General features: G+C 59.7%; 16 protein-coding genes. 11 read left to right on the plus strand and 5 right to left on the minus strand.

Annotated features, from left to right (window positions below; all coding sequences use genetic code 11):
- Position 1: 1 nt before the first annotated feature.
- The 11 genes from xdhA to CLV41_RS15785 all read left to right on the plus strand — a co-directional run bounded on the left by xdhA (position 2) and on the right by CLV41_RS15785 (position 13,957).
- Complete coding sequence (gene xdhA / locus CLV41_RS15735; RefSeq protein WP_103223388.1) at positions 2 to 1,483, plus strand: xanthine dehydrogenase small subunit; 1,482 nt, start codon at positions 2 to 4, stop codon at positions 1,481 to 1,483.
- The gene (gene xdhB / locus CLV41_RS15740) at positions 1,467 to 3,806 is read left to right on the plus strand and encodes a xanthine dehydrogenase molybdopterin binding subunit (RefSeq protein WP_103223389.1); all 2,340 of its coding nucleotides are present in this window, start codon (positions 1,467 to 1,469) and stop codon (positions 3,804 to 3,806) included. The genes xdhA and xdhB overlap by 17 nt, the downstream gene beginning before the upstream one ends.
- Complete coding sequence (gene xdhC, locus CLV41_RS15745) at positions 3,803 to 4,813, plus strand: xanthine dehydrogenase accessory protein XdhC (protein ID WP_103223390.1); 1,011 nt, start codon at positions 3,803 to 3,805, stop codon at positions 4,811 to 4,813. Before xdhB ends, xdhC begins: the two co-directional genes overlap by 4 nt.
- Positions 4,814 to 4,873: 60 nt before the next feature.
- Positions 4,874 to 6,421, plus strand: coding sequence for an ABC transporter ATP-binding protein (locus CLV41_RS15750; protein WP_103223391.1), 1,548 nt, complete (start codon positions 4,874 to 4,876; stop codon positions 6,419 to 6,421).
- Entirely contained in the window at positions 6,421 to 7,509 is a 1,089-nt protein-coding gene (locus tag CLV41_RS15755; RefSeq protein ID WP_103223392.1) for an ABC transporter permease, read from the plus strand. The genes CLV41_RS15750 and CLV41_RS15755 overlap by 1 nt, the downstream gene beginning before the upstream one ends.
- The gene (locus CLV41_RS15760; RefSeq protein WP_103223393.1) at positions 7,502 to 8,419 is read left to right on the plus strand and encodes an ABC transporter permease; all 918 of its coding nucleotides are present in this window, start codon (positions 7,502 to 7,504) and stop codon (positions 8,417 to 8,419) included. The genes CLV41_RS15755 and CLV41_RS15760 overlap by 8 nt, the downstream gene beginning before the upstream one ends.
- Positions 8,420 to 8,519: 100 nt before the next feature.
- The gene (locus CLV41_RS15765; protein ID WP_103223394.1) at positions 8,520 to 9,584 is read left to right on the plus strand and encodes a BMP family ABC transporter substrate-binding protein; all 1,065 of its coding nucleotides are present in this window, start codon (positions 8,520 to 8,522) and stop codon (positions 9,582 to 9,584) included.
- Between the two features lie 74 nt (positions 9,585 to 9,658).
- Positions 9,659 to 10,840: a urate hydroxylase PuuD gene (locus CLV41_RS15770; protein ID WP_103223395.1), complete on the plus strand. Its 1,182-nt coding sequence runs from the start codon at positions 9,659 to 9,661 to the stop codon at positions 10,838 to 10,840.
- Positions 10,841 to 10,876: 36 nt separating this feature from the next.
- A complete protein-coding gene (gene uraD / locus CLV41_RS15775; protein WP_208987540.1) occupies positions 10,877 to 11,359 on the plus strand; it encodes a 2-oxo-4-hydroxy-4-carboxy-5-ureidoimidazoline decarboxylase in 483 nt (160 codons plus the stop codon).
- Between the two features lie 145 nt (positions 11,360 to 11,504).
- Positions 11,505 to 11,993 carry a molybdopterin-dependent oxidoreductase gene (locus CLV41_RS15780; protein WP_235867149.1) on the plus strand — a complete coding sequence of 163 codons (489 nt, stop codon included), beginning with the start codon at positions 11,505 to 11,507 and terminating at the stop codon, positions 11,991 to 11,993.
- Between the two features lie 11 nt (positions 11,994 to 12,004).
- Positions 12,005 to 13,957 carry a putative bifunctional diguanylate cyclase/phosphodiesterase gene (locus tag CLV41_RS15785; RefSeq protein ID WP_103223397.1) on the plus strand — a complete coding sequence of 651 codons (1,953 nt, stop codon included), beginning with the start codon at positions 12,005 to 12,007 and terminating at the stop codon, positions 13,955 to 13,957.
- Between the two features lie 101 nt (positions 13,958 to 14,058).
- On the opposite strand, the gene CLV41_RS15790 is transcribed toward CLV41_RS15785, so the two are convergent.
- The 5 genes from CLV41_RS15790 to CLV41_RS15810 all read right to left on the minus strand — a co-directional run bounded on the left by CLV41_RS15790 (position 14,059) and on the right by CLV41_RS15810 (position 18,609).
- Complete coding sequence (locus tag CLV41_RS15790; RefSeq protein WP_103223398.1) at positions 14,059 to 14,535, minus strand: hypothetical protein; 477 nt, start codon at positions 14,533 to 14,535, stop codon at positions 14,059 to 14,061.
- A gap of 4 nt (positions 14,536 to 14,539) precedes the next feature.
- The gene (locus CLV41_RS15795; RefSeq protein WP_235867150.1) at positions 14,540 to 15,778 is read right to left on the minus strand and encodes an agmatinase family protein; all 1,239 of its coding nucleotides are present in this window, start codon (positions 15,776 to 15,778) and stop codon (positions 14,540 to 14,542) included.
- 10 nt (positions 15,779 to 15,788) lie between these two features.
- Positions 15,789 to 16,559, minus strand: coding sequence for an ATP-binding cassette domain-containing protein (locus CLV41_RS15800; protein ID WP_103223625.1), 771 nt, complete (start codon positions 16,557 to 16,559; stop codon positions 15,789 to 15,791).
- Positions 16,560 to 16,609: 50 nt separating this feature from the next.
- Positions 16,610 to 17,431 carry an ABC transporter permease gene (locus CLV41_RS15805; protein WP_103223399.1) on the minus strand — a complete coding sequence of 274 codons (822 nt, stop codon included), beginning with the start codon at positions 17,429 to 17,431 and terminating at the stop codon, positions 16,610 to 16,612.
- Between the two features lie 107 nt (positions 17,432 to 17,538).
- The gene (locus CLV41_RS15810) at positions 17,539 to 18,609 is read right to left on the minus strand and encodes a putative urea ABC transporter substrate-binding protein (protein ID WP_103223400.1); all 1,071 of its coding nucleotides are present in this window, start codon (positions 18,607 to 18,609) and stop codon (positions 17,539 to 17,541) included.
- Between the last annotated feature and the right edge of the window lie 125 nt (positions 18,610 to 18,734).

Raw genomic sequence — 18,734 nt, forward strand, 5'->3', positions numbered from 1 at the left:
CATGCGCGAAACCATACGCTTCCTCAAGGGTGGTGACATCGTCGAACTGGAAGATGTCGGCCCGACCGATACTGTTCTCGACTACCTGAGACTTCGCCGCCGCGAGACGGGAACGAAGGAAGGATGCGGCGAAGGCGATTGCGGCGCCTGCACCGTGGCGCTCGGCCGGCTTGTCGATGGAAAACCGGTCTATCAGCCCGTGAACAGTTGCATACAGCTGCTGGGTATGATCGACGGCGCCCAACTGGTGACCGTCGAGGATCTGTCGAGCGACAACAAGCTGCATCCGGTTCAATCCGCCATGGTTGCCTGCCACGGCTCGCAATGCGGTTTCTGTACACCGGGTTTCATCATGACCCTCTTCACGCTCTATCATTCGGAAGGGGCGGAGAAATCCAGAAAGACCGTCACCGAGTGGCTGGCCGGCAATCTGTGCCGGTGCACCGGTTACCGCCCCATCGTGGAAGCGGCTCTCGAGGCCTGTTTCGATGCCGCCGACGACGCCTTCTCCTGGCGCGCCAACGAAACCCGCGAAAAGCTTCAGTCGCTTGCGGACAGCAGGGACGTTTTCATCGGCGACAGCGAGCGTTTCTTTGCCTCGCCGTCGACGCTGGACGGCCTTGCGGCTCTCTACGGCCAGCATCCCGACGCAACGCTTGTGGCCGGTGCGACCGATGTCGGCTTGTGGATCACCAAGCAGCTGCGCGACCTGCCGAAAATGATCTGGCTTGGCCGCATCGAGGGTCTCGACAGGGTGGAAAGCAGCCCTTCCGGCGTCCTGATCGGCGCCACGGCCAGCTATCAGGCAAGCGAAGAGGCCATGAGCGACCTGTCTGCCGATCTTGGTGAGCTCTGGAAACGCATCGGCTCCAAACAGGTTAGGGCTTCCGGAACGGTTGGTGGCAACATCGCCAACGGCTCACCGATCGGCGATACGCCGCCGGCCCTGATCGCCCTTGGGAGCACTCTGGAACTGCAGACAATCGACGGATCCCGCGCGCTGCCGCTGGAAGAGTTTTTCATCGACTACGGCAAGCAGGACCGCAAACAGGGTGAATTCGTCACCGGCCTGTTCGTGCCGCGCCTTTCCGGCAATCAGACTTTCCGCTGCTACAAGATCACCAAGCGTTTCGATCAGGATATCTCCTCGGTCATGGGCGCGTTCCGTTTCACCCTGGAGAACGGAGTGATCCGCGAAGCGCGCATTGCCTACGGCGGAATGGCAGGCATACCCAAGCGGGCCGCGGGCGCGGAGATCGCGCTGACCGGCGCCCTGATGGACGACCCGTCCACCTGGGGCGAAGGAATGCAGGCTCTGCTGAGCGATTTCACGCCCTTGAGCGACATGCGGGCCAGTGCGGAATACCGCATGGAAACAGCGAGAGCGCTTCTGGCCAAAGCGCTGATGGAAATCAGCGGAACGGCGCCGGAAGACATCCGCGTTCTGGCAAAGCGGGAGGCAGGCCATGACCGCGCCGCTTGAGCACCTCGATCTGGCAGGTCCTCTGAAACAGGTCCGCAAGGCGCTGCCGCATGACAGCGCGGAAAAGCACGTGCGCGGTACCGCCGAATATATCGACGACATGGTGGAACCGGTCGGAACACTGCATGTGGTGCCGGGCTGGGCGAAAGATGCTGTGCGCGGCAGTCTTCAATCCGTCGGTCTGGAGGATGTCAAATCGGCGCCGGGCGTGGTTGAGGTTCTGACCGTCGCCGACATACGCGGGATCAACGACTGTTCCTCGGCCTTCGGCGACGATCCGGTTCTGGCGGAGGAGGAAATCCTCTTCCACGGCCAGGTGGTGTTCGCGGTTGTCGGCGAGACCCGCGAAGCCGCACGTAAAGCCGCACTGAAGGCGAAAATAGAGGTCACACCGAGCACCCCGATCCTGACCCCTGACGACGCAATGGATGCCGATACCACGGTCATGCCGGACTATCAGTTCCGCCGCGGATCTCCGGAAACAGGCATGCCCGCGTCGGAGGAAGTGCTCTCCGGGACCATGTATATCGGCGGGCAGGAGCATTTTTATCTCGAAGGCCAGATCGCCATGGCCCTGCCGCAGGAAGACGGCGGCATGCTCGTCTATTCTTCCACCCAGCATCCGACGGAGATCCAGCATACCGTCGCCAAGGTACTCGGCGTGCCGGACGCGGCGGTGACGGCGGAAGTGCGCCGTATGGGGGGCGGCTTCGGCGGCAAGGAGTCCCAGGCCAATCAATGGGCCGCCCTTGCGGCGCTTGCCGCGCAAAAGACCGGCAGAGCCTGCAAGATGCGTCTCGACCGGGACGACGACATGATCATGACCGGCAAGCGGCACGATTTCAAAGTCGAGTGGAAGGTCGGACATGACGGGACGGGCAAGATCCGCGCCGTGGACATCCAGTTTCTGGCGCGCTGCGGTTATTCAGCCGATCTTTCGCTCGGCGTCAACGACCGCACGATGTTCCATGCCGATTCCAGCTATTTCTACCCGGATGCGTTGATCCGGTCGCGTCGATTGCGCACCGACACCTGTTCCAACACCGCCTTCCGGGGGTTCGGCGGGCCGCAGGGCATGTTGGCGGCGGAGCGGATGATCGACGCCATCGCCATCCAAACGGGCAGGGACCCGCTCGAAATCCGCAAGCTGAACTTCTACGACGCGGAGCACAACCTCACGCCATACGGCATGCCGGTGGAAGAGCACGAGCTCATGCTCGACCTCGTTGAGAAACTGGAGAAAAGCTCCGATTACTGGACCCGGCGCGAAGAGGTGGCGAGGTTCAACTCGCAAAACGCCGTCCTCAAGAAAGGCCTGGCCCTTACGCCTGTGAAATTCGGCATTTCCTTCACCTTGAAACAGCTCAATCAGGCCGGGGCGCTCGTGCATCTTTATACGGATGGCTCGATCCACCTGAACCACGGCGGTACGGAAATGGGACAGGGACTCAACCAGAAAGTCGCCCAGGTCGTCGCCGAGGAATTCGGAGTGACGCTCGACAAGGTCCGCATCACGGCAACCAACACGTCGAAAGTCCCCAACACCGCCCCGACGGCCGCCTCCTCGGGCACGGATCTCAACGCCATGGCCGCCCGCAAGGCCGCACGGGAAATCAAGGAACGGCTGATCACCTACATCCGTGAACAGTACCAATGCGGACCGGAAGCGATCCATTTTGGCGACAACAAGGTGCTCGTCGGCGGAGAGGCATTTCCTCTGGCGGCAATTGCAAAACAGGCCTTCGCCGCACGGATTCAGTTGTCGCATGCCGGTTTCTACGCCACCCCGGGGATTACCTGGGACAGGGACAGCGTCACCGGCCGGCCGTTCTTTTATTTCGCCTATGGCGGCGCCTGCTCCGAAGTCACCATCGACACCATGACCGGCGAGATGAGTGTCGACCGGGTGGATATCCTTCACGATGTCGGCCACTCGCTCAATCCGGCCATCGATCTTGGCCAGATTGAGGGCGGTTTCGTTCAGGGCATGGGCTGGTTGACGACGGAAGAGCTGGTCTGGGACGAAAAGGGCCACCTGCGCACCCATGCTCCGTCAACCTACAAGATCCCGACCGCGTCCGATGTGCCGGAGGATTTCAGGGTCGATCTCTACGAGAGCGACGGCAATCCGCAGGCGACCGTTTACCGGTCGAAGGCGGTCGGCGAACCGCCTGTCATGCTTGCAAATTCGGTGTTCTGCGCCGTCAATGACGCGGTCGCCAGTCTCAATCCGGGCGAGGTGCCGGCCCTTGACGCGCCCGCAACGCCCGAAGCGATCATGAAAGCGGTCCAGGATATGCGTAGGAGGAAAGGGACGCAGTGAAGATCTGGGGGTACATCGCGGATAGCCTGAAGCACGGCAAGGCCTGTGCTCTCGTTACTGTTGCCCGGGCCGAAGGCTCAACCCCTCGGGAAGCTGGCGCGCGCATGGTCGTCGGACCGCTGTCAACCTTTCACGGCACGATCGGCGGCGGAACCCTGGAATTCGAGGCCATCCGGCGCGCTGCTCAAGCCGCCAGGACAGGAGAGGCCGCGTATAGTCTGCAGTCGGTTTCCCTTGGACCCGATCTTGGCCAGTGCTGTGGAGGGCGCGCCGAACTCGCCATTGAAGTGCTCACACCGCAATCCCTGAAAACGGCCGAATTTCTGGCGGGCAGGGAAGCGGAAGGAACGGCATTTGCAACCGTTGCAAGACTTGAATCCAGCGGTTCACTGAACCGGCGGATTGTCGAGACAGTTCCGGACGATGTCTTCAAAATCGAGACAGACCCGCAAACCGGTGCGCGTCTGCTTACCGAACGCTTCGGCGCGAACCTCCGTCCGCTGTATCTTTTCGGAGCCGGCCATGTCGGCAAGGCACTTGTTCTGGCGCTCGCTCCCTTGCCTTTTTCCGTTACCTGGATCGACAGCCGGGCGGAACAGTTTCCCGGCCCGGTTCCGGCCAATGTCAAAAAAGTCAGCCTTCCCGAACCGCCATCGCTTCTGGATCAGGCACCCGACGGAGCGTTCGTGCTGGCGCTGACCCATTCCCACGCGCTTGATGAAGAAATCATGGCACGCGCCTTGCTTCAGCAAAGGTTCGCCTATTGCGGCGTCATCGGCTCCAGAACCAAGCGCGCCAGGTTCCAGAAGCGTCTTAAATCGAGAGGGTTAGACGGCTCACTTATCTCAAGAATGGTCTGTCCCGTTGGAATTTCGGCAATAAAATCAAAACATCCGGCTGCAATTGCCGCCGGCATTGCCGTCGAACTTCTTGAACGGGACGAGGCCGGTAATCAACAAGCCGCGGCAGGCAAGGGGCTTGCACAAAATATACCAATTGGTCAATAAAGCGGCAGGCGCTCGGGGGGCGGCGTGGCAGAAACAATCCTTTCAGAGGCAGACAGCCATATGGTTCAGCAAACGAGATCCGGAATGGACACGCTGCTGGACGCTAGAGGTCTGACCAAACGCTTCGGCGACATTCTTGCCAATGACAAGGTGGATCTTGTCATCAACAAAGGCGAGATCCATGCCCTTCTGGGTGAAAACGGCGCGGGAAAGTCCACGCTGGTCAAGATGTTTTACGGCTCCCTGGAACCGGATGGCGGCGAAATCCTGTGGCGGGGGAAACAGGTTGCTATCGGAAATCCGGCTGCGGCGCGTGAACTTGGCATCGGTATGGTCTTTCAGCATTTTTCGCTGTTCGAAGCCCTGACTGTTGTCGAGAACATCGCGCTTGCCCTGCCGGACCCGGGCAAGATGGCGGAGCTGGCAAAGCGGATTGAGTCCGTTTCGGTTGACTACGGTCTGCCGCTCAATCCTGCCGATATCGTCGCGGATCTGCCAGTCGGCATCCGCCAGCGCATCGAGATCGTTCGCTGCCTTCTCCAGGAGCCGCAGCTCATCATCATGGATGAACCCACGTCCGTTCTGACGCCGCAGGAAGCGGATCTGCTGTTTTTGACCCTGCAGCGCCTGGCGAGCGAAGGCTGCGCAGTGCTTTACATCAGCCACAGGCTGGAAGAAGTGAAACGGATCTGTCATCACGCGACCATTCTTCGCCACGGCAAGGTGGTGAGCGAATGCAATCCGGCGAAAGAAACCCCGGCGACTCTTGCCAGCATGATGGTCGGGGCCGACGTGGCGTCCGTCAGCGCCGGTGCCCAGAAACCGCGGATTGGCGAGATCCGGCTCGGCTTGAGCAACCTCTCCGCAAAAGCGGCGACCCCGTTCGCAACAGCGCTTAACAGCATATCGCTTGAGCTTCATGCGGGCGAAGTGGTGGCGATTGCCGGCGTTGCCGGAAACGGTCAGGGAGAACTGTTCGACGCCATTTCGGGCGAAATGCCCGTTGCCCAGGAGATGATCCGGATAGACGGAAGGCCTTGCGGCTCCAGAAGCATCACCTGGCGGCGCAGGCAGAAGGCGGCCTTCGTGCCCGAGGAACGTCTCGGCCATGGAGCCGTGCCAGGCCTGAAACTGTCACAGAACATCGTGCTGACACGTCACGCCACGGGAGACAGGCTCACCGGTGGCGGCTTCGTGTCGACCGCCCGGGCGAATGCGTTGGAAAAACACATCAAGCAGGAATTCGATGTGCGCATGTCCCATGACGATCCGGAGGCGCGATCGCTGTCGGGCGGAAATCTTCAAAAATTCGTCGTCGGCCGGGAACTGGACCGCCGGCCCGCAGTGCTGGTGGTCAATCAGCCCACCTGGGGTGTCGATGCGGGCGCGGCTGCCCTGATCCGTCAGGCACTGATCGACCTGGCCAGATCGGGCTCCGCGGTTCTGGTGATCAGCCAGGATCTTGACGAGATTTTCGAGATAGCCGACCGGATCGCCGTGATATCAAGAGGTTACCTGTCCGCCGCCGATCCCGCGGAAGAAATGAACCGGGAGCGTGTCGGCCTTCTCATGGCTGGTGGCGCCGAAGCGCAAGGAGAGGTGGCCTGATGCGCCTGGAACTGGTCAAGAGAAAAGAACGCAGCAAGACAATGGCGTTGCTGTCGCCCGTGATCGCCATCGGCCTGACCGCCCTGGCGGCGGCAATCATCTTCGCGGTTTCCGGTCACAACCCGCTTGTCGGTCTCTACAAGTTCTTTGTCGAACCCCTCACACAGCAATGGTCCCTGCAGGCAACGATTGCCAAGGCAACGCCTCTGGTGCTGATCGGCTGCGGACTGGCCGTCTGCTATCTCTCCAACAACTGGAACATCGGCGCGGAAGGCCAATTCGTCGTCGGGGCCCTGTTCGGCTCGGCGCTGCCCGTACTGTTTCCCGAGTTCGAATCCGGCGCCACCCTGCCGCTCATGCTGATATTCGGTGCCGTTGGCGGTGCCCTGTGGGCGCTGATCCCGGCCGTGCTCAAGAACTGGTTCAATACCAACGAAATCCTGACCAGCCTGATGCTTGTCTATGTGGCAAGCCTGATCCTGGATTATCTGGTGCGCGGCCCCTGGCGCGATCCCGATGGCTACAACTTCCCGGAATCGAGGCTTTTTTCCGACGCCGCGATCGTGCCGAACGTCTTTGGCGGCACCATGAGCCTGTCGACGCCGATCACCATCGTCATTGCGCTTATTCTGGCGGTCGTCCTGGCGAAAACACTCAAGGGCTTCGAGATCAGGGTCATGGGCGAAAGCCCGCGCGCAGGTAGCTTTGCCGGTTTCTCCGCGAAACGCCTGACGCTGTTCGCCTTCGCCCTGGCGGGCGGTCTCGCGGGCCTTGCCGGCACAATGGAGGTGTCCGGAGGGCTCAACCAGCTTCTTCCGACCATTTCGCCAGGTTACGGCTTCACCGCGATCATTGTCGCCTTTCTGGGACGGTTGAACCCGATCGGCATCATTATTGCCGGATTTGTGCTGGCGCTTTCCTATATCGGCGGTGAGGCCGTGCAATCGGCCATGGGAGTGTCCAACAAGATCGCAAGCGTGATCCAGGGCTTGCTGCTGTTCTTCGTTCTCGCCTGCGACACGCTGATCCTCTACCGCATACGGTTCGTCTCGCATCATGCGCCGGCAGGGGAGGCCTCCCATGTTTGAAGCCGTTCTTCTCACCGTGATAACGGCGGCGACACCGCTGTTGATCGCAGCTGTCGGCGAACTGGTCGTCGAACGCTCCGGCGTCCTGAACCTTGGCGTTGAAGGCATGATGATCATGGGCGCGGTCGTCGGCTTCGCGGTTGCCAACCAGACCGGCTCCGGCACGCTCGGCGTGGTCGCGGCGGTTGCCGCGGGAATGGCGATGTCGGCGCTGTTCGGTTTCCTCGTCCTGTTCCTGGTGGCCAATCAGGTGGCAACCGGTCTGGCCCTGACCATACTCGGCATCGGCTTTTCCGGCCTGATCGGAGAGGCCTTCATCGGCGTGCCCGGATTGAGAATCCCCAGCCTGTATATTCCCGGCCTGTCGGACATTCCGTTCATCGGTCCGGTCTTCTTTCAGCAGGACGCGATCGTCTATCTCGGTTTCGCCCTGGTGGCCGCTGTCGCTTATACGCTGTTCAGGACCCGTCTCGGCCTGGTCCTGCGCGCTGTCGGCGACAATCACACCTCCGCGCACGCGCTCGGCTATTCCGTGCTCAAGGTGCGGTTTCTGGCGGTGCTCTTCGGCGGAGCCTGCGCAGGCCTTGCCGGAGCATACATGTCGCTCGCCTATACGCCGCAATGGGTGGAAAACATGACCGCGGGCAGGGGCTGGATCGCGCTTGCACTGGTGGTGTTTTCATCGTGGCTGCCGCTGCGCGTGGTTGCCGGTGCCTACCTGTTCGGCGCCGTAAGTGTCCTCAATCTTCATGCCCAGGCCCACGAGATGGTGAATATCCCGTCGCAACTGCTCTCCAGCCTGCCGTATCTTGCGACGATCCTGGTCCTTGTGCTCATCTCGGCAAACCGCAGACTGACGCTGGTCAACACACCGGCCTGTCTTGGCAAGCCGTTTGTTCCAGACCGGTAAACCACCCGGTGGCCGGTCAAGTCCACATCCCGCAGCGATCCGGGAACGGACTCATCATCTGATCGCAATACAAAGTTTAAACAAGAGGGGAATGAACCAAATGAAATCTCTTTTGAAAGCAACCGTCGCCGCTTTCGCCATCGTGGCCGCCGGGTCCGCGGCGAGTGCTGCCGATGTCAAGGCGTGCTTTATCTATGTCGGACCGATTGGCGACTTCGGCTGGTCCTACCAGCACGATCAGGGCCGTCTTGCCGTTGAGGAACAATTTGGCGACAAGGTCGAGACCGCCTATCTGGAAAGCGTTCCGGAAGGTCCGGATGCCGAACGCGCCATCGAACGGTTCGCCCGCGAAGGCTGCAACATCATCTTCACGACCTCCTTCGGCTACATGAACCAGACGCTCAAGGTCGCCAAGAAGTTTCCGGACGTGAAATTCGAGCACGCGACGGGCTACAAGACTGCCGACAATGTCGCAACCTACAATTCCAAGTTCCACCAGGGCCGCTACATCATCGGTCAGATTGCCGCAAAACAGTCCAAGACCGGTGTCGCCGGCTACATCGCCTCCTTCCCGATTCCCGAAGTTGTCGCCGGAATCAACGCCTTCCTGCTCGGCGCGCAGTCGGTCAATCCGGACTTCAAGCTGAAAGTCGTCTGGGTCAATACCTGGTTCGATCCGGGCAAGGAAGCGGATGCCGCCAAGGCGCTCGTTGACCAGGGCGCCGACATCATCACCCAGCACACCGATTCCACGGCCCCGCTGCAGGTTGCCCAGGAGCGGGGCGCTCACGGGTTCGGTCAGGCGTCCGACATGATCAACTTCGCCAAGGACGCTCAATACACCGCGATCATCGATGACTGGGCTCCCTACTACATCGAGCGCGTTCAGGAAGTTCTCGACGGAACCTGGAAATCCGAAAGCACCTGGGACGGTCTTGCCGAAGGCCACGTCGTGATGGCGCCCTACACCAACCTGCCGGAAGACGTGGCCGAGATGGCGGAAGCCACCGAAGCCAAAATCAAGGGCGGTTGGGAGCCTTTCACCGGCCCGATCACCAAACAGGACGGTTCGGTCGCGGCGGAAGATGGCGTCGCCCTCGATGACGGTGCGATCCTGGGCATGAACTGGTACGTCCAGGGTGTGGACGACAAGCTGCCGCAGTAAGCGTAAACAGGCCGGTCCGGGAACCATTTCCCGGACCGCCACTTCGGAACCTCAGAAAAACGGACGCGCGACTCATGACCCTTGCCTTTGCAATGGACTGGCTAAACCTGCTTTTCAGATGGGCCCATTTGATCGTCGGTATCGGCTGGATAGGCACGTCCTTTTATTTCATTGCGTTGGATCTTTCCCTGCGCAAGCGGGAAAGTATGAAGGAAGGCGTTCTGGGAACAGCCTGGGAGGTGCATGGCGGCGGATTCTATCACGTCGAAAAATACATGACCGCGCCAAAAGAACTGCCGGATGACCTGATCTGGTACAAATGGGAGGCCTATCTGACCTGGGTGACCGGGTTCGCGCTCCTTGTCGTCCAGTATTATTTCAATGCGACGGCCTATCTGATCGACCCGAGCGTTTTAAAGCTCATGCCGAGTGAAGCGGTGCTCATTTCCATTGCCTCCCTGGTCGCCGGCTGGTTCATCTATGACAAGCTGTGCAAATCCCCCATCGGCAGGAACACGCCGCTTCTGGCGGTTTGCGTCTTCGTCCTGATCCTGGCCGCCGCATATATGTTCACCCACGTCTTTTCCGGCCGTGGAGCGCTGATCCATATCGGTGCCTTCATCGGCACGATCATGGCCGTGAATGTCTTCGGCGTGATCATCCCCAACCAGAAGAAGATCGCCGCCAGCCTGATGGCGGGTGAAGCGCCGGACCCTGCGCTTGGAGCCATCGGCAAGCAGCGCTCCGTGCACAACAACTATCTGACCCTTCCAGTTCTCCTGATGATGGTGTCCAACCATTACCCCATGCTGACGGGACATCCGCACGCCTGGCTTCTCGTTGCGCTGGTTCTGATCATCGGCGGGATGGTGCGCCACTTCTTCAACCGGCATGACGCGGGTGACGAGTTCGGTAAATTCTGGTGGTCGCTTCCGCTCGCCGCTGTCGCAACGATGGCCGCCATCGTCATGACAGCACCGCGCGACTTTTCCGGATCGCAAACGGTCAGCGATGCGACCGTGCTGCAGATGGCCCGGACCCATTGCGCAATCTGTCACTCTGCGAATCCGACCTACGAGGGGTTTGACGAAGCTCCCAAGGAAATCGAACTCGATACCGTCGCGAACCTGCATCGCTACGCGGATCTCATCATGGCCCAGGCCGTGCAGTCGGACGCCATGCCCCTTGGCAATGAAACCGGAATGACGGCTGAAGACCGGGCCACATTGGGCGCCTGGATCAGTCAGCAGAAATAGCTTCCAGCCATGATCACCCTTGCCCGAATAAACAGGATGGACCTAGAGGCCTTCGTGACCGCCTTTGGCGATGTTGCCGAACATTCTCCGTGGGTCGCCGAAAACGCATTCGGCAAAGCCCCGTTCGCCGACCGGGAAGCTGTCATAAACGCCTTCGAAACAGCCATGAATGCGGCATCCGGAGACAGGCAACTGGCTCTTGTCCGCGCGCATCCGGACCTGGCCGGAAAGGCGGCGCTCGCCGGCGAGGTCGCCGAGGATTCAAAACGCGAGCAGGCGGGAGCCGGGTTGAATACACTATCGCCCGAAGAATTCGCCCGCTTCACACAGCTCAATACACGCTACAAGACCAAATTCGGGTTTCCGTTCATATTCGCGGTCAAGGGAGCGACCAAACACATGATCCTCGCGGCCTTCGAAGACCGGATCGCAAATTCCGCCGAAGACGAACTGGCGACAGCCTTGACGCAAATCGCCCGCATTTTCCGATTCCGCCTCGAAGATAGAATAAGTAAATAGCATAATAATACCCTTACCGAAGATAGTATAAACATTTTTTAATCGTGTAAGTTTATTGATAAAATTAAGATTGGAGAGACTTCCAATTTACGAGAATTATGACCTGACGTAAGATAAGGAAAATTAATTGGTTGGGAGGCCGATTGTGTTCCGGAATCTTGCAGCGTTTCTGTTTTTCTTGATGCCGTTCTGCCTGACCTCCACCGCAATTTCGCTGGATCAGGACAAGACCATCCTTACGGTCTCCGGAAAGATCTCGGCCGGCGATCCGGCGCAGTTTTCGATCGGGAAACTGGAAGCATTGCCACGCAGCACGATTGAGACAGCGACACCCTGGCATGACGGCCGGGTCACGTTTGAAGGCGTTTTGCTGAGCGACCTGATGAGCCAGATTGGTGCTGAAGGCACGCGCGCGCAAGTCACTGCCCTGAATGACTACCGGGCTGTCATTCCGATGTCCGATTTCCAATCGAGCAAACCGATTCTGGCCTACAAGGCGAATGGGCAATACCTGACCATCCGCGACAAAGGACCTCTATTCATCATTTACCCCTACGACGATCATCCGGAAATGAAAACCGAGATCTACTATTCCCGCTCCGTCTGGCAAGTCAGATCCATATTGATCGAATAGGGGGAGGCACAATGCAGCGCAATCATATCTGGCACTGGACCGTATTGTGCTCGTTCCTGATCGCACTCTTCGTGTTCTGGACCTTTTTTTATGCTTCCGACCCCCTGGAGCAGGAACAGGTGAGATCGCTGGAATACGATACCGTGTGGTCGGCAACCAACGGCCGCAACGAATTTTATAAATATACCACCAGCATCTCCAGATACCTCCAGTCCGGCAAACCGACAGACCTCGAAGACGCTCTGTTGAAATACGAAATATTTCTGGGCCGGATGGACATGTGGAAGTCCGGAAGTTTCAAGGCAGTCCTTGCGAAGTCCCCTAAATCCCGTGAAGCCTTGGAGGCTCTCTCGCTCGATCTGGAAAACCTGACACCTTACATGCGGTCCATTGCGACGGCGCAGGCCGGCGCCTTGCACACGATACTGGACAGCATGGCGCCAAGAATTGAGACAATTGCCGGAACATCCTATCAATCCAGCATACGGCGTTTCAGCGAGGAAAGGCAGGCATTCCAGGACCGGCTGATGACCGAAAAACGGATTGTTCTGGGTCTCTTGATCCTTGCAGCGGGTCTGCTTGCGGTCGTCATGCGTCAGAATCGCGTCCTGACCTCCGCCAATGACACCATAGCAGGGGATGCGAAGCGACTGACCTTCATGGCCAAGCACGATGCCTTGACAGAGCTCCCGAACCGGACGCTGCTGAGCGAATACATGATCAAGGCCAGGACACACCTTGCCCCCGGTGAACACCTGCTCGCCGTCGCACTGGATCTGGATGGCTTCAAGGCCATCAACGACACGCTCGGACATATCGGCGGCGATGCACTTCTGGTCGCTCTTTCTCGAAGGTTGAAGGACTTTGTGACCGGTCTTCCGGGCAGAAATCTCGCCGCCCGCGTCGGCGGTGACGAATTCATCCTGGTTTTCCGATACAGCAAACACGCGATAGACGTCGAAACGACGATCCGCGCGCTCGCAAGTGAGTTCAAAACGCCCCTTGAAACCACGATCGGCAGCGTCCTGGTTGGCGCATCGATCGGTTATGCCTTGGCCGGCAGCAGGCAGGCAACCGGCTATGTCATCCTCAATGCGGATATCGCCCTGATGGAAGCAAAAGGGGCAGGGCGCGGAACGGCGATGCATTTTTGCGAACCCATGCGGACCCGTCTCGAACGCAGGTTGCAGATCGAAAGGCAGCTCCCGAACGCCTTGCGCAACGCAATGATCCAGCCGCACTACCAACTGCAAGTCAATATCGCCACGGGTGAACCGGTTGGAATGGAGGCACTTGCCCGCTGGACCCACAGCGACATCGGCCCCATATCCCCGGCCGAATTCATTCCGATCGCGGAAGCCAGCGGCGACGTGATCGAACTGGGCCGGTTCATGTTGAGATCCGCCTGCCGCGATATCCAGCTCATGCCCGGCCACATTCACGTCTCTGTAAACCTGTCGATGATCCAGCTGATGAACGACGATATCGTCGAGCTCGTCTGCTCGACATTGAGGGAGACAGGCCTTCCGGCAAACCGGCTCAAACTGGAGATCACCGAAAGCGTCTTCATGCAAAACACCGATTTCGTATCCGGCGTTCTCACGAGGCTTCAGAACCTTGGCGTATCCATTTCCCTCGATGATTTCGGGACAGGCTATTCCGCTCTGAGTTACCTGAACAAATTCAAATGGAACGAACTGAAAATCGACCGGTCCTTTGTCACCGCGTGTGACGCTTCCCCGAAGGCGCTCAACGTCGTCAAGGTCATCAAATCATTGGCGAGCAAAATGAACGCGACGCTTCTGATTGAAGGCATGGAAACACGCAAACAGGTTGAAACATTCAAAAACCTCGGCTGTCTCTACGCACAGGGCTATTTTTACAGCAAACCAAAGCCGATTTTCGAGATCCAGCGGTTCCTCAGCGGCGCGGAAACGCCCCTTAATGTCGTTGCCCTAAACTGAAACCGACCGCCTCTGTGAGAAACCTGTCCGATTAGGATGTGCCTGGATCGACAGACCTGCAACCGGAACAGATTGGCAGGCTGTCGATCCGGGCAACCGCCTCATTCGGGAATATCGCCATGGGCGAGGCGGTCCGTCAGAATGTCGACGAGATCGATATCGGCCCGTTCGGTGAGCGACACAAAGCTGAAGGTCATGCTTTCGCGCGCCTGAACCATGGAGCCGGGGTAGGGCATGTAGACCAGCTCCCGGGAGGCAAAGGCGGGAGACGCCGTTCCGACCTGCCAGTTGCTGGCAATGCTGGCATCGACCAGATGCTGGACCAGACCGTCCGATCCCGGACGATGAAACGGAATACCCGCAAGGCGCAAATAGCTGGTCTTGTCATCGGCGGAACGAAAGCCGTCTATAAAGCTTGCCGCAAGGGCCTGAAGCTCCTCCGCCGCATCCGCGTTTGAAGTCCCGTGGACATGCGAATGCAGATGATCCGGTCCGGCATGATTGTGCCCTTGCTGATGCTGATGGGGATGCGTGTGATCATGCGGGTGATGGTGACGGGCGTGATGTTCGTGTGCCATGATTTCACATCACCTCCGGTCCGGCCGGAATGGAGACCGGCTTGTCGATGATGTGCTTGTGCGCGCCCATCTTGCCGTGGGAAACCAGCGTTCCGAGCACATCCACGATGACTCGGGTCGCCAGCAAGGCGGTAATATCGGAGCAATCGTATGGCGGAGAGACTTCCACCACTTCCAGGCCGCAGATACCTTCCTTGGCGACCAGCGACACCAGTTCCAGCGCCTCGCGCGGCAGGAACCCGCCCGGTTCCGGCCAGCCGGTTCCCGGAACGAACCCGCAATCGACGCTGTCGATATCGAACGAGATATAGACCGCATCGGCATCCTTCCAGGCCAGCTCCAGCGCCCGGGCGGCGGTTTCGGCAAGTCCCAGTTCCTCCACGTCGCGCATCGTGAAGATGTTGGTGTTGCGTTCGCGGGCCACCTCGACACCCTCGCGCGGCACCTGCCAGCCGCCGATGCCGATCTGGACGAGGTTCACCGCCGGAACATTGACCAGATCCGTTGCGTGGAACCAGGGCGTCGTATGCATGCGTTCGTCGAGATCCTTTTCCTGGATGTCGATATGCCGGTCGAAATGCACGATGCCGATGCGCTTCGAGGTACATTGCGCGATGCCGCGCACGCAGGGAAAGCCGATGGAATGATCGCCGCCGATCATGATCGGCAGCGCGCCGGAGGACGCCACATGCGAGACGGCACGGGTGATCTGGTCGAAGGTCTTTTCGATATTGGCGGGAATGGTGAAGATGTCGCCGACATCGCACAGGGTCATCTGTTCGCGCAGATCGACGCCCATTTCGTAATTGTAGGGCGTATAGAGCGCGGAGATCTTCCTGAGTCCCTGCGGTCCGAAACGCGTGCCCGGACGGTAGGTCGTTCCACCGTCGAAGGGAACACCGATGACCGCGGCGTCATAGGCGCCAACCTGGGTGACATCCTCGATATACGGCGCCTTCAGGAAGGTGTTGATGCCCGCGTAGTGGGGAAGCTCGCCGCGCGCGAATGTCGGAATGGATTTGTCCGTCAGGCAGTCGGAGCCCGTCAGGCCCATGCGCAACGCCCAGGCTTTCTCCTTTTCCCAGGCGGCCGAGGGCAGGGTGCCTTCCTTTTCCGCCGCCTTCCAGCCACGCAACTGAAGCTTGTCGAAATCCGGATGATGAAGGCGTTCCGCCGGATTGCGGGAAATGCGGCCGGCGGCCTTGTGGCGCGTCGTTGGGCCTGTCTGGTCGAAGATACTCATGGGGCGTTCCTCATGGATGGTTGATAGGTGAGGGGGAAGACTGACCGGGCGTGCCCGCTGCCCTGATCGCGCCTGCTATGTCCTGCGGATCCCTGTCGCCGAAGGACGGCTTGTTGAGGGGCAGGTCGTAGGTGATTGTCGCGCCATAGGCTTCAGGGGCCTGCGGGTCGTGACGGATCTTGTCGAACACCAGCAGCCGCGTGCCGAGCTTGAAGGCCTCGTGAATGTCGTGGGTGACCATGAAAACGGTCATGCCGAGATCGTTCCAGAGGCTGAGCAGAAGCTCATGCATGTCGAGCCGGATACCCGGGTCCAGTGCCCCGAAGGGCTCGTCCAGCAGCAGAATGCGCGGCTTTTTCACCAGCGCCTGCGCGATAGCAAGCCGCTGCTGCATGCCGCCGGAAAGTTGCGCCGGATAGCGGTCTGACGCTGCGCTCAGCCCGATGCGTTCAAGCAATTCGCCTATGTCATCGAGGGCCTTCCGCTTGCCGGAGCCGAACAGTTTTCCGGTGAGCGGCGCCGCTTCGAATTCACTGGCAAGAACAAGGTTCTCCGCAACGCTCAGATGGGTGAAGACGGAATATTTCTGAAAGACAATGCCCCGGTCCGGCGTCGGCTCCGCGGGCAACGGTTTTCCGTCCAGAAGGATCTGGCCGCGGGTCGGATGCTCCTGGGAAAGCAGCATTCTCAGGAACGTGGATTTTCCGCAGCCGGACGCGCCGACAATGGTGCAGAACGTTCCCGGCGCCACATCGAGATTGACGCGTTCCAGAACCGGCATGCCGTCATAAAATTTGCTCAGGCCCTGAACGGAGAGTTTCGCGGAAGCATTCACAGCGCGTCACCTCCAAGGTGATGCCAGCGGAAGGCCCGGCGCGACAGGAGCAGCAAGGCCCGGTCCAGAAGAAACGCGAGCAGGGTGATCCACACCACGTAAGGCAGGATCACGTCCATGGCGAGATAACGGCGCACGAGAAAGATCCGGTATCCGAGACCAGAGGTGGAGGCGATCGCCTCGGCGGAAATCAGGAAGATCCAGGCCGGAACCAGGCTGAGCCGCAGGCAGGAAATAAGTTTGGGCAGTACCTGCGGCAGCACCAGACGGGTGACCATCTGCCAGACGGACGCCCCGAGCGTTTCCGCCTTGATGATCATTTCCCGGGGAATGTCGAGAACCGCCTGCGCGGTGTAGCGGATCATCACCGGCGCCGTGCCGATGACGATCAGCGCGATCTTGGCAAGTTCGCCAAGGCCGAAGGTGAGAAAAAGGATCGGCAGGACGGTTATCGGCGGGATCAGGGAAAAGGTCGCCAGATATGGCGCGAGGGCGCCGCGCACATGGGGTATGAAGCCGATGGCGATTCCGAACAAAAGTGCAAGCAAAGTGGAGACCGCCATACCGGTGCCAAGGCGCCAGAGACTGGCGAACGTATCGAGCCACAAGAGCAGGTCCCCGGACCGGCGATCGGGCACCGCCGCCATACGCCAGAATGCCTCCCCCATGCTCTCCAGCGACGGCAGCAGCTTGTCGGCGGGATTTTCGAGCCGGCGGTAATGACTGGCGATCGTATAGGCGGTGATTGTCGCCACAAAGGGAACCAGGCCAAGGGCCACGGATACGACCCTGGAAGGTTTGCGGTTTATGATGCGCATGAAGGATCCCGCCGGTTCTCTTGTCGGATCGACCGGCCGTCAAATGTAGACGGGCCGACCCGGGGATCCGGCGCGGTCCGCGCCGGATCCGTTGGGCAAGTCTGGCCTTACAGACCGCCGTCGGCCGCCATTTGCATGAAGGCGGGATCGAAGCGCAGCTTGACGTTGTTCTGATCCCCGTAGACGGAACCGTCCGCGAAAGAGACGCCGACGAATTCCGGGCTCGGCGCGCCTTCGCCCAGGATGCCCTTGTCGAAGAGAAATTCCGCCACGAACTTCATGGTCTCCGGCAACTCCGCGGACTTGGTGAACTCCGCCGCATCAGCGGGCGTGTAGAACATCTTGGTGGTCGCGAGCTGGGCATCATATCCGGCCAGATCGGTCCCGGACGCTTCGGCCATCGCGGTTCTGGCCTCGATGCCCGCGTCGCTGTCGGACGATATGACCGCCATCAGTTCGTACCAGGCGCCGACAAGCGCCTTGCCGAAATCCGGATTGTCGGCAAGGGTCCCGGTATTGACCATCATGACGTCGATGATCTCGCCGGGTATGCCCGCGCTGTCGAAAACCTTCGTCGCGTTCGGCTGTGCTTCGATTTCGGAAAGCAGCGGGTTCCAGGTCACGACGGAGGTGACGTCCGGCGTTGCATAAGCCGCGATCATGTCGGCATCGGAGGTATTGACGACCGTCAGGTCCTTCTCGCTCAGGCCGACGGTATCGAGCGCGCGGGCAAGCAGATAGTGGGAGACGGAGAGTTCGACCAGATTGACGGACTGGCCCTTGATGTCCGCCAGGTCTGTCTTGTCTTTCAAAATGATGCCGTCATTGCCGTTGGAATAGTCGCCGACAATCAGCGCGGTGGTATCGACACCGCCGCCGGCCGGAATGGACAGGGCATCCATGTTGGTCATCGAACAGCCGTCATATTCGCCCGCGGTGTACTGATTGATCGATTCCACATAGTCGTTGATCTGCACGATCTCGACGTCGATCCCGTATTTGTCGGCCCATTTTTTCATGATGCCGCTGTCCTGCAGATAGCCCCATGGCATCCAGCCGACATAGATCGACCAGCAGACCTTGAAATCTTTCATTTCTTCAGCTTGTGCGGAGGGAACGGACAGCGGCAATGCAAGCGCTGCGGCGAGGAGGGAAGCTTTGGCAATCGATTTAAGCATCAGTGCGCGTCTCCTGTCTTGGGCCCTGAAAAGCGGTCCCGGTCGGGATCCGCTGTGAACGGGCTTACGTCATGAAGGTTCTTGCGCACGGCCGGGAGCAGGTTCGCGCGCGCGAAACCTCGTGC

Origin of the sequence: Roseibium marinum (genome assembly GCF_002906165.1) — a bacterium.
In the GTDB taxonomy this organism is placed as follows: domain Bacteria; phylum Pseudomonadota; class Alphaproteobacteria; order Rhizobiales; family Stappiaceae; genus Roseibium; species Roseibium marinum.

Excerpts from the sequence above, each read along its gene's own strand:
- xdhA (WP_103223388.1), top strand. The coding sequence starts at position 2 with ATGCGCGAAACCATACGCTTCCTCAAGGGTGGTGACATCGTCGAACTG.
- xdhB (WP_103223389.1), top strand. The coding sequence starts at position 1,467 with ATGACCGCGCCGCTTGAGCACCTCGATCTGGCAGGTCCTCTGAAACAG.
- CLV41_RS15750 (WP_103223391.1), top strand. The coding sequence starts at position 4,874 with ATGGTTCAGCAAACGAGATCCGGAATGGACACGCTGCTGGACGCTAGA.
- CLV41_RS15755 (WP_103223392.1), top strand. The coding sequence starts at position 6,421 with ATGCGCCTGGAACTGGTCAAGAGAAAAGAACGCAGCAAGACAATGGCG.
- CLV41_RS15760 (WP_103223393.1), top strand. The coding sequence starts at position 7,502 with ATGTTTGAAGCCGTTCTTCTCACCGTGATAACGGCGGCGACACCGCTG.
- CLV41_RS15765 (WP_103223394.1), top strand. The coding sequence starts at position 8,520 with ATGAAATCTCTTTTGAAAGCAACCGTCGCCGCTTTCGCCATCGTGGCC.
- CLV41_RS15770 (WP_103223395.1), top strand. The coding sequence starts at position 9,659 with ATGACCCTTGCCTTTGCAATGGACTGGCTAAACCTGCTTTTCAGATGG.
- uraD (WP_208987540.1), top strand. The coding sequence starts at position 10,877 with ATGGACCTAGAGGCCTTCGTGACCGCCTTTGGCGATGTTGCCGAACAT.
- CLV41_RS15785 (WP_103223397.1), top strand. The coding sequence starts at position 12,005 with ATGCAGCGCAATCATATCTGGCACTGGACCGTATTGTGCTCGTTCCTG.
- CLV41_RS15790 (WP_103223398.1), bottom strand. The coding sequence starts at position 14,535 with ATGGCACACGAACATCACGCCCGTCACCATCACCCGCATGATCACACG.
- CLV41_RS15795 (WP_235867150.1), bottom strand. The coding sequence starts at position 15,778 with ATGAGTATCTTCGACCAGACAGGCCCAACGACGCGCCACAAGGCCGCC.
- CLV41_RS15800 (WP_103223625.1), bottom strand. The coding sequence starts at position 16,559 with ATGCCGGTTCTGGAACGCGTCAATCTCGATGTGGCGCCGGGAACGTTC.
- CLV41_RS15805 (WP_103223399.1), bottom strand. The coding sequence starts at position 17,431 with ATGCGCATCATAAACCGCAAACCTTCCAGGGTCGTATCCGTGGCCCTT.
- CLV41_RS15810 (WP_103223400.1), bottom strand. The coding sequence starts at position 18,609 with ATGCTTAAATCGATTGCCAAAGCTTCCCTCCTCGCCGCAGCGCTTGCA.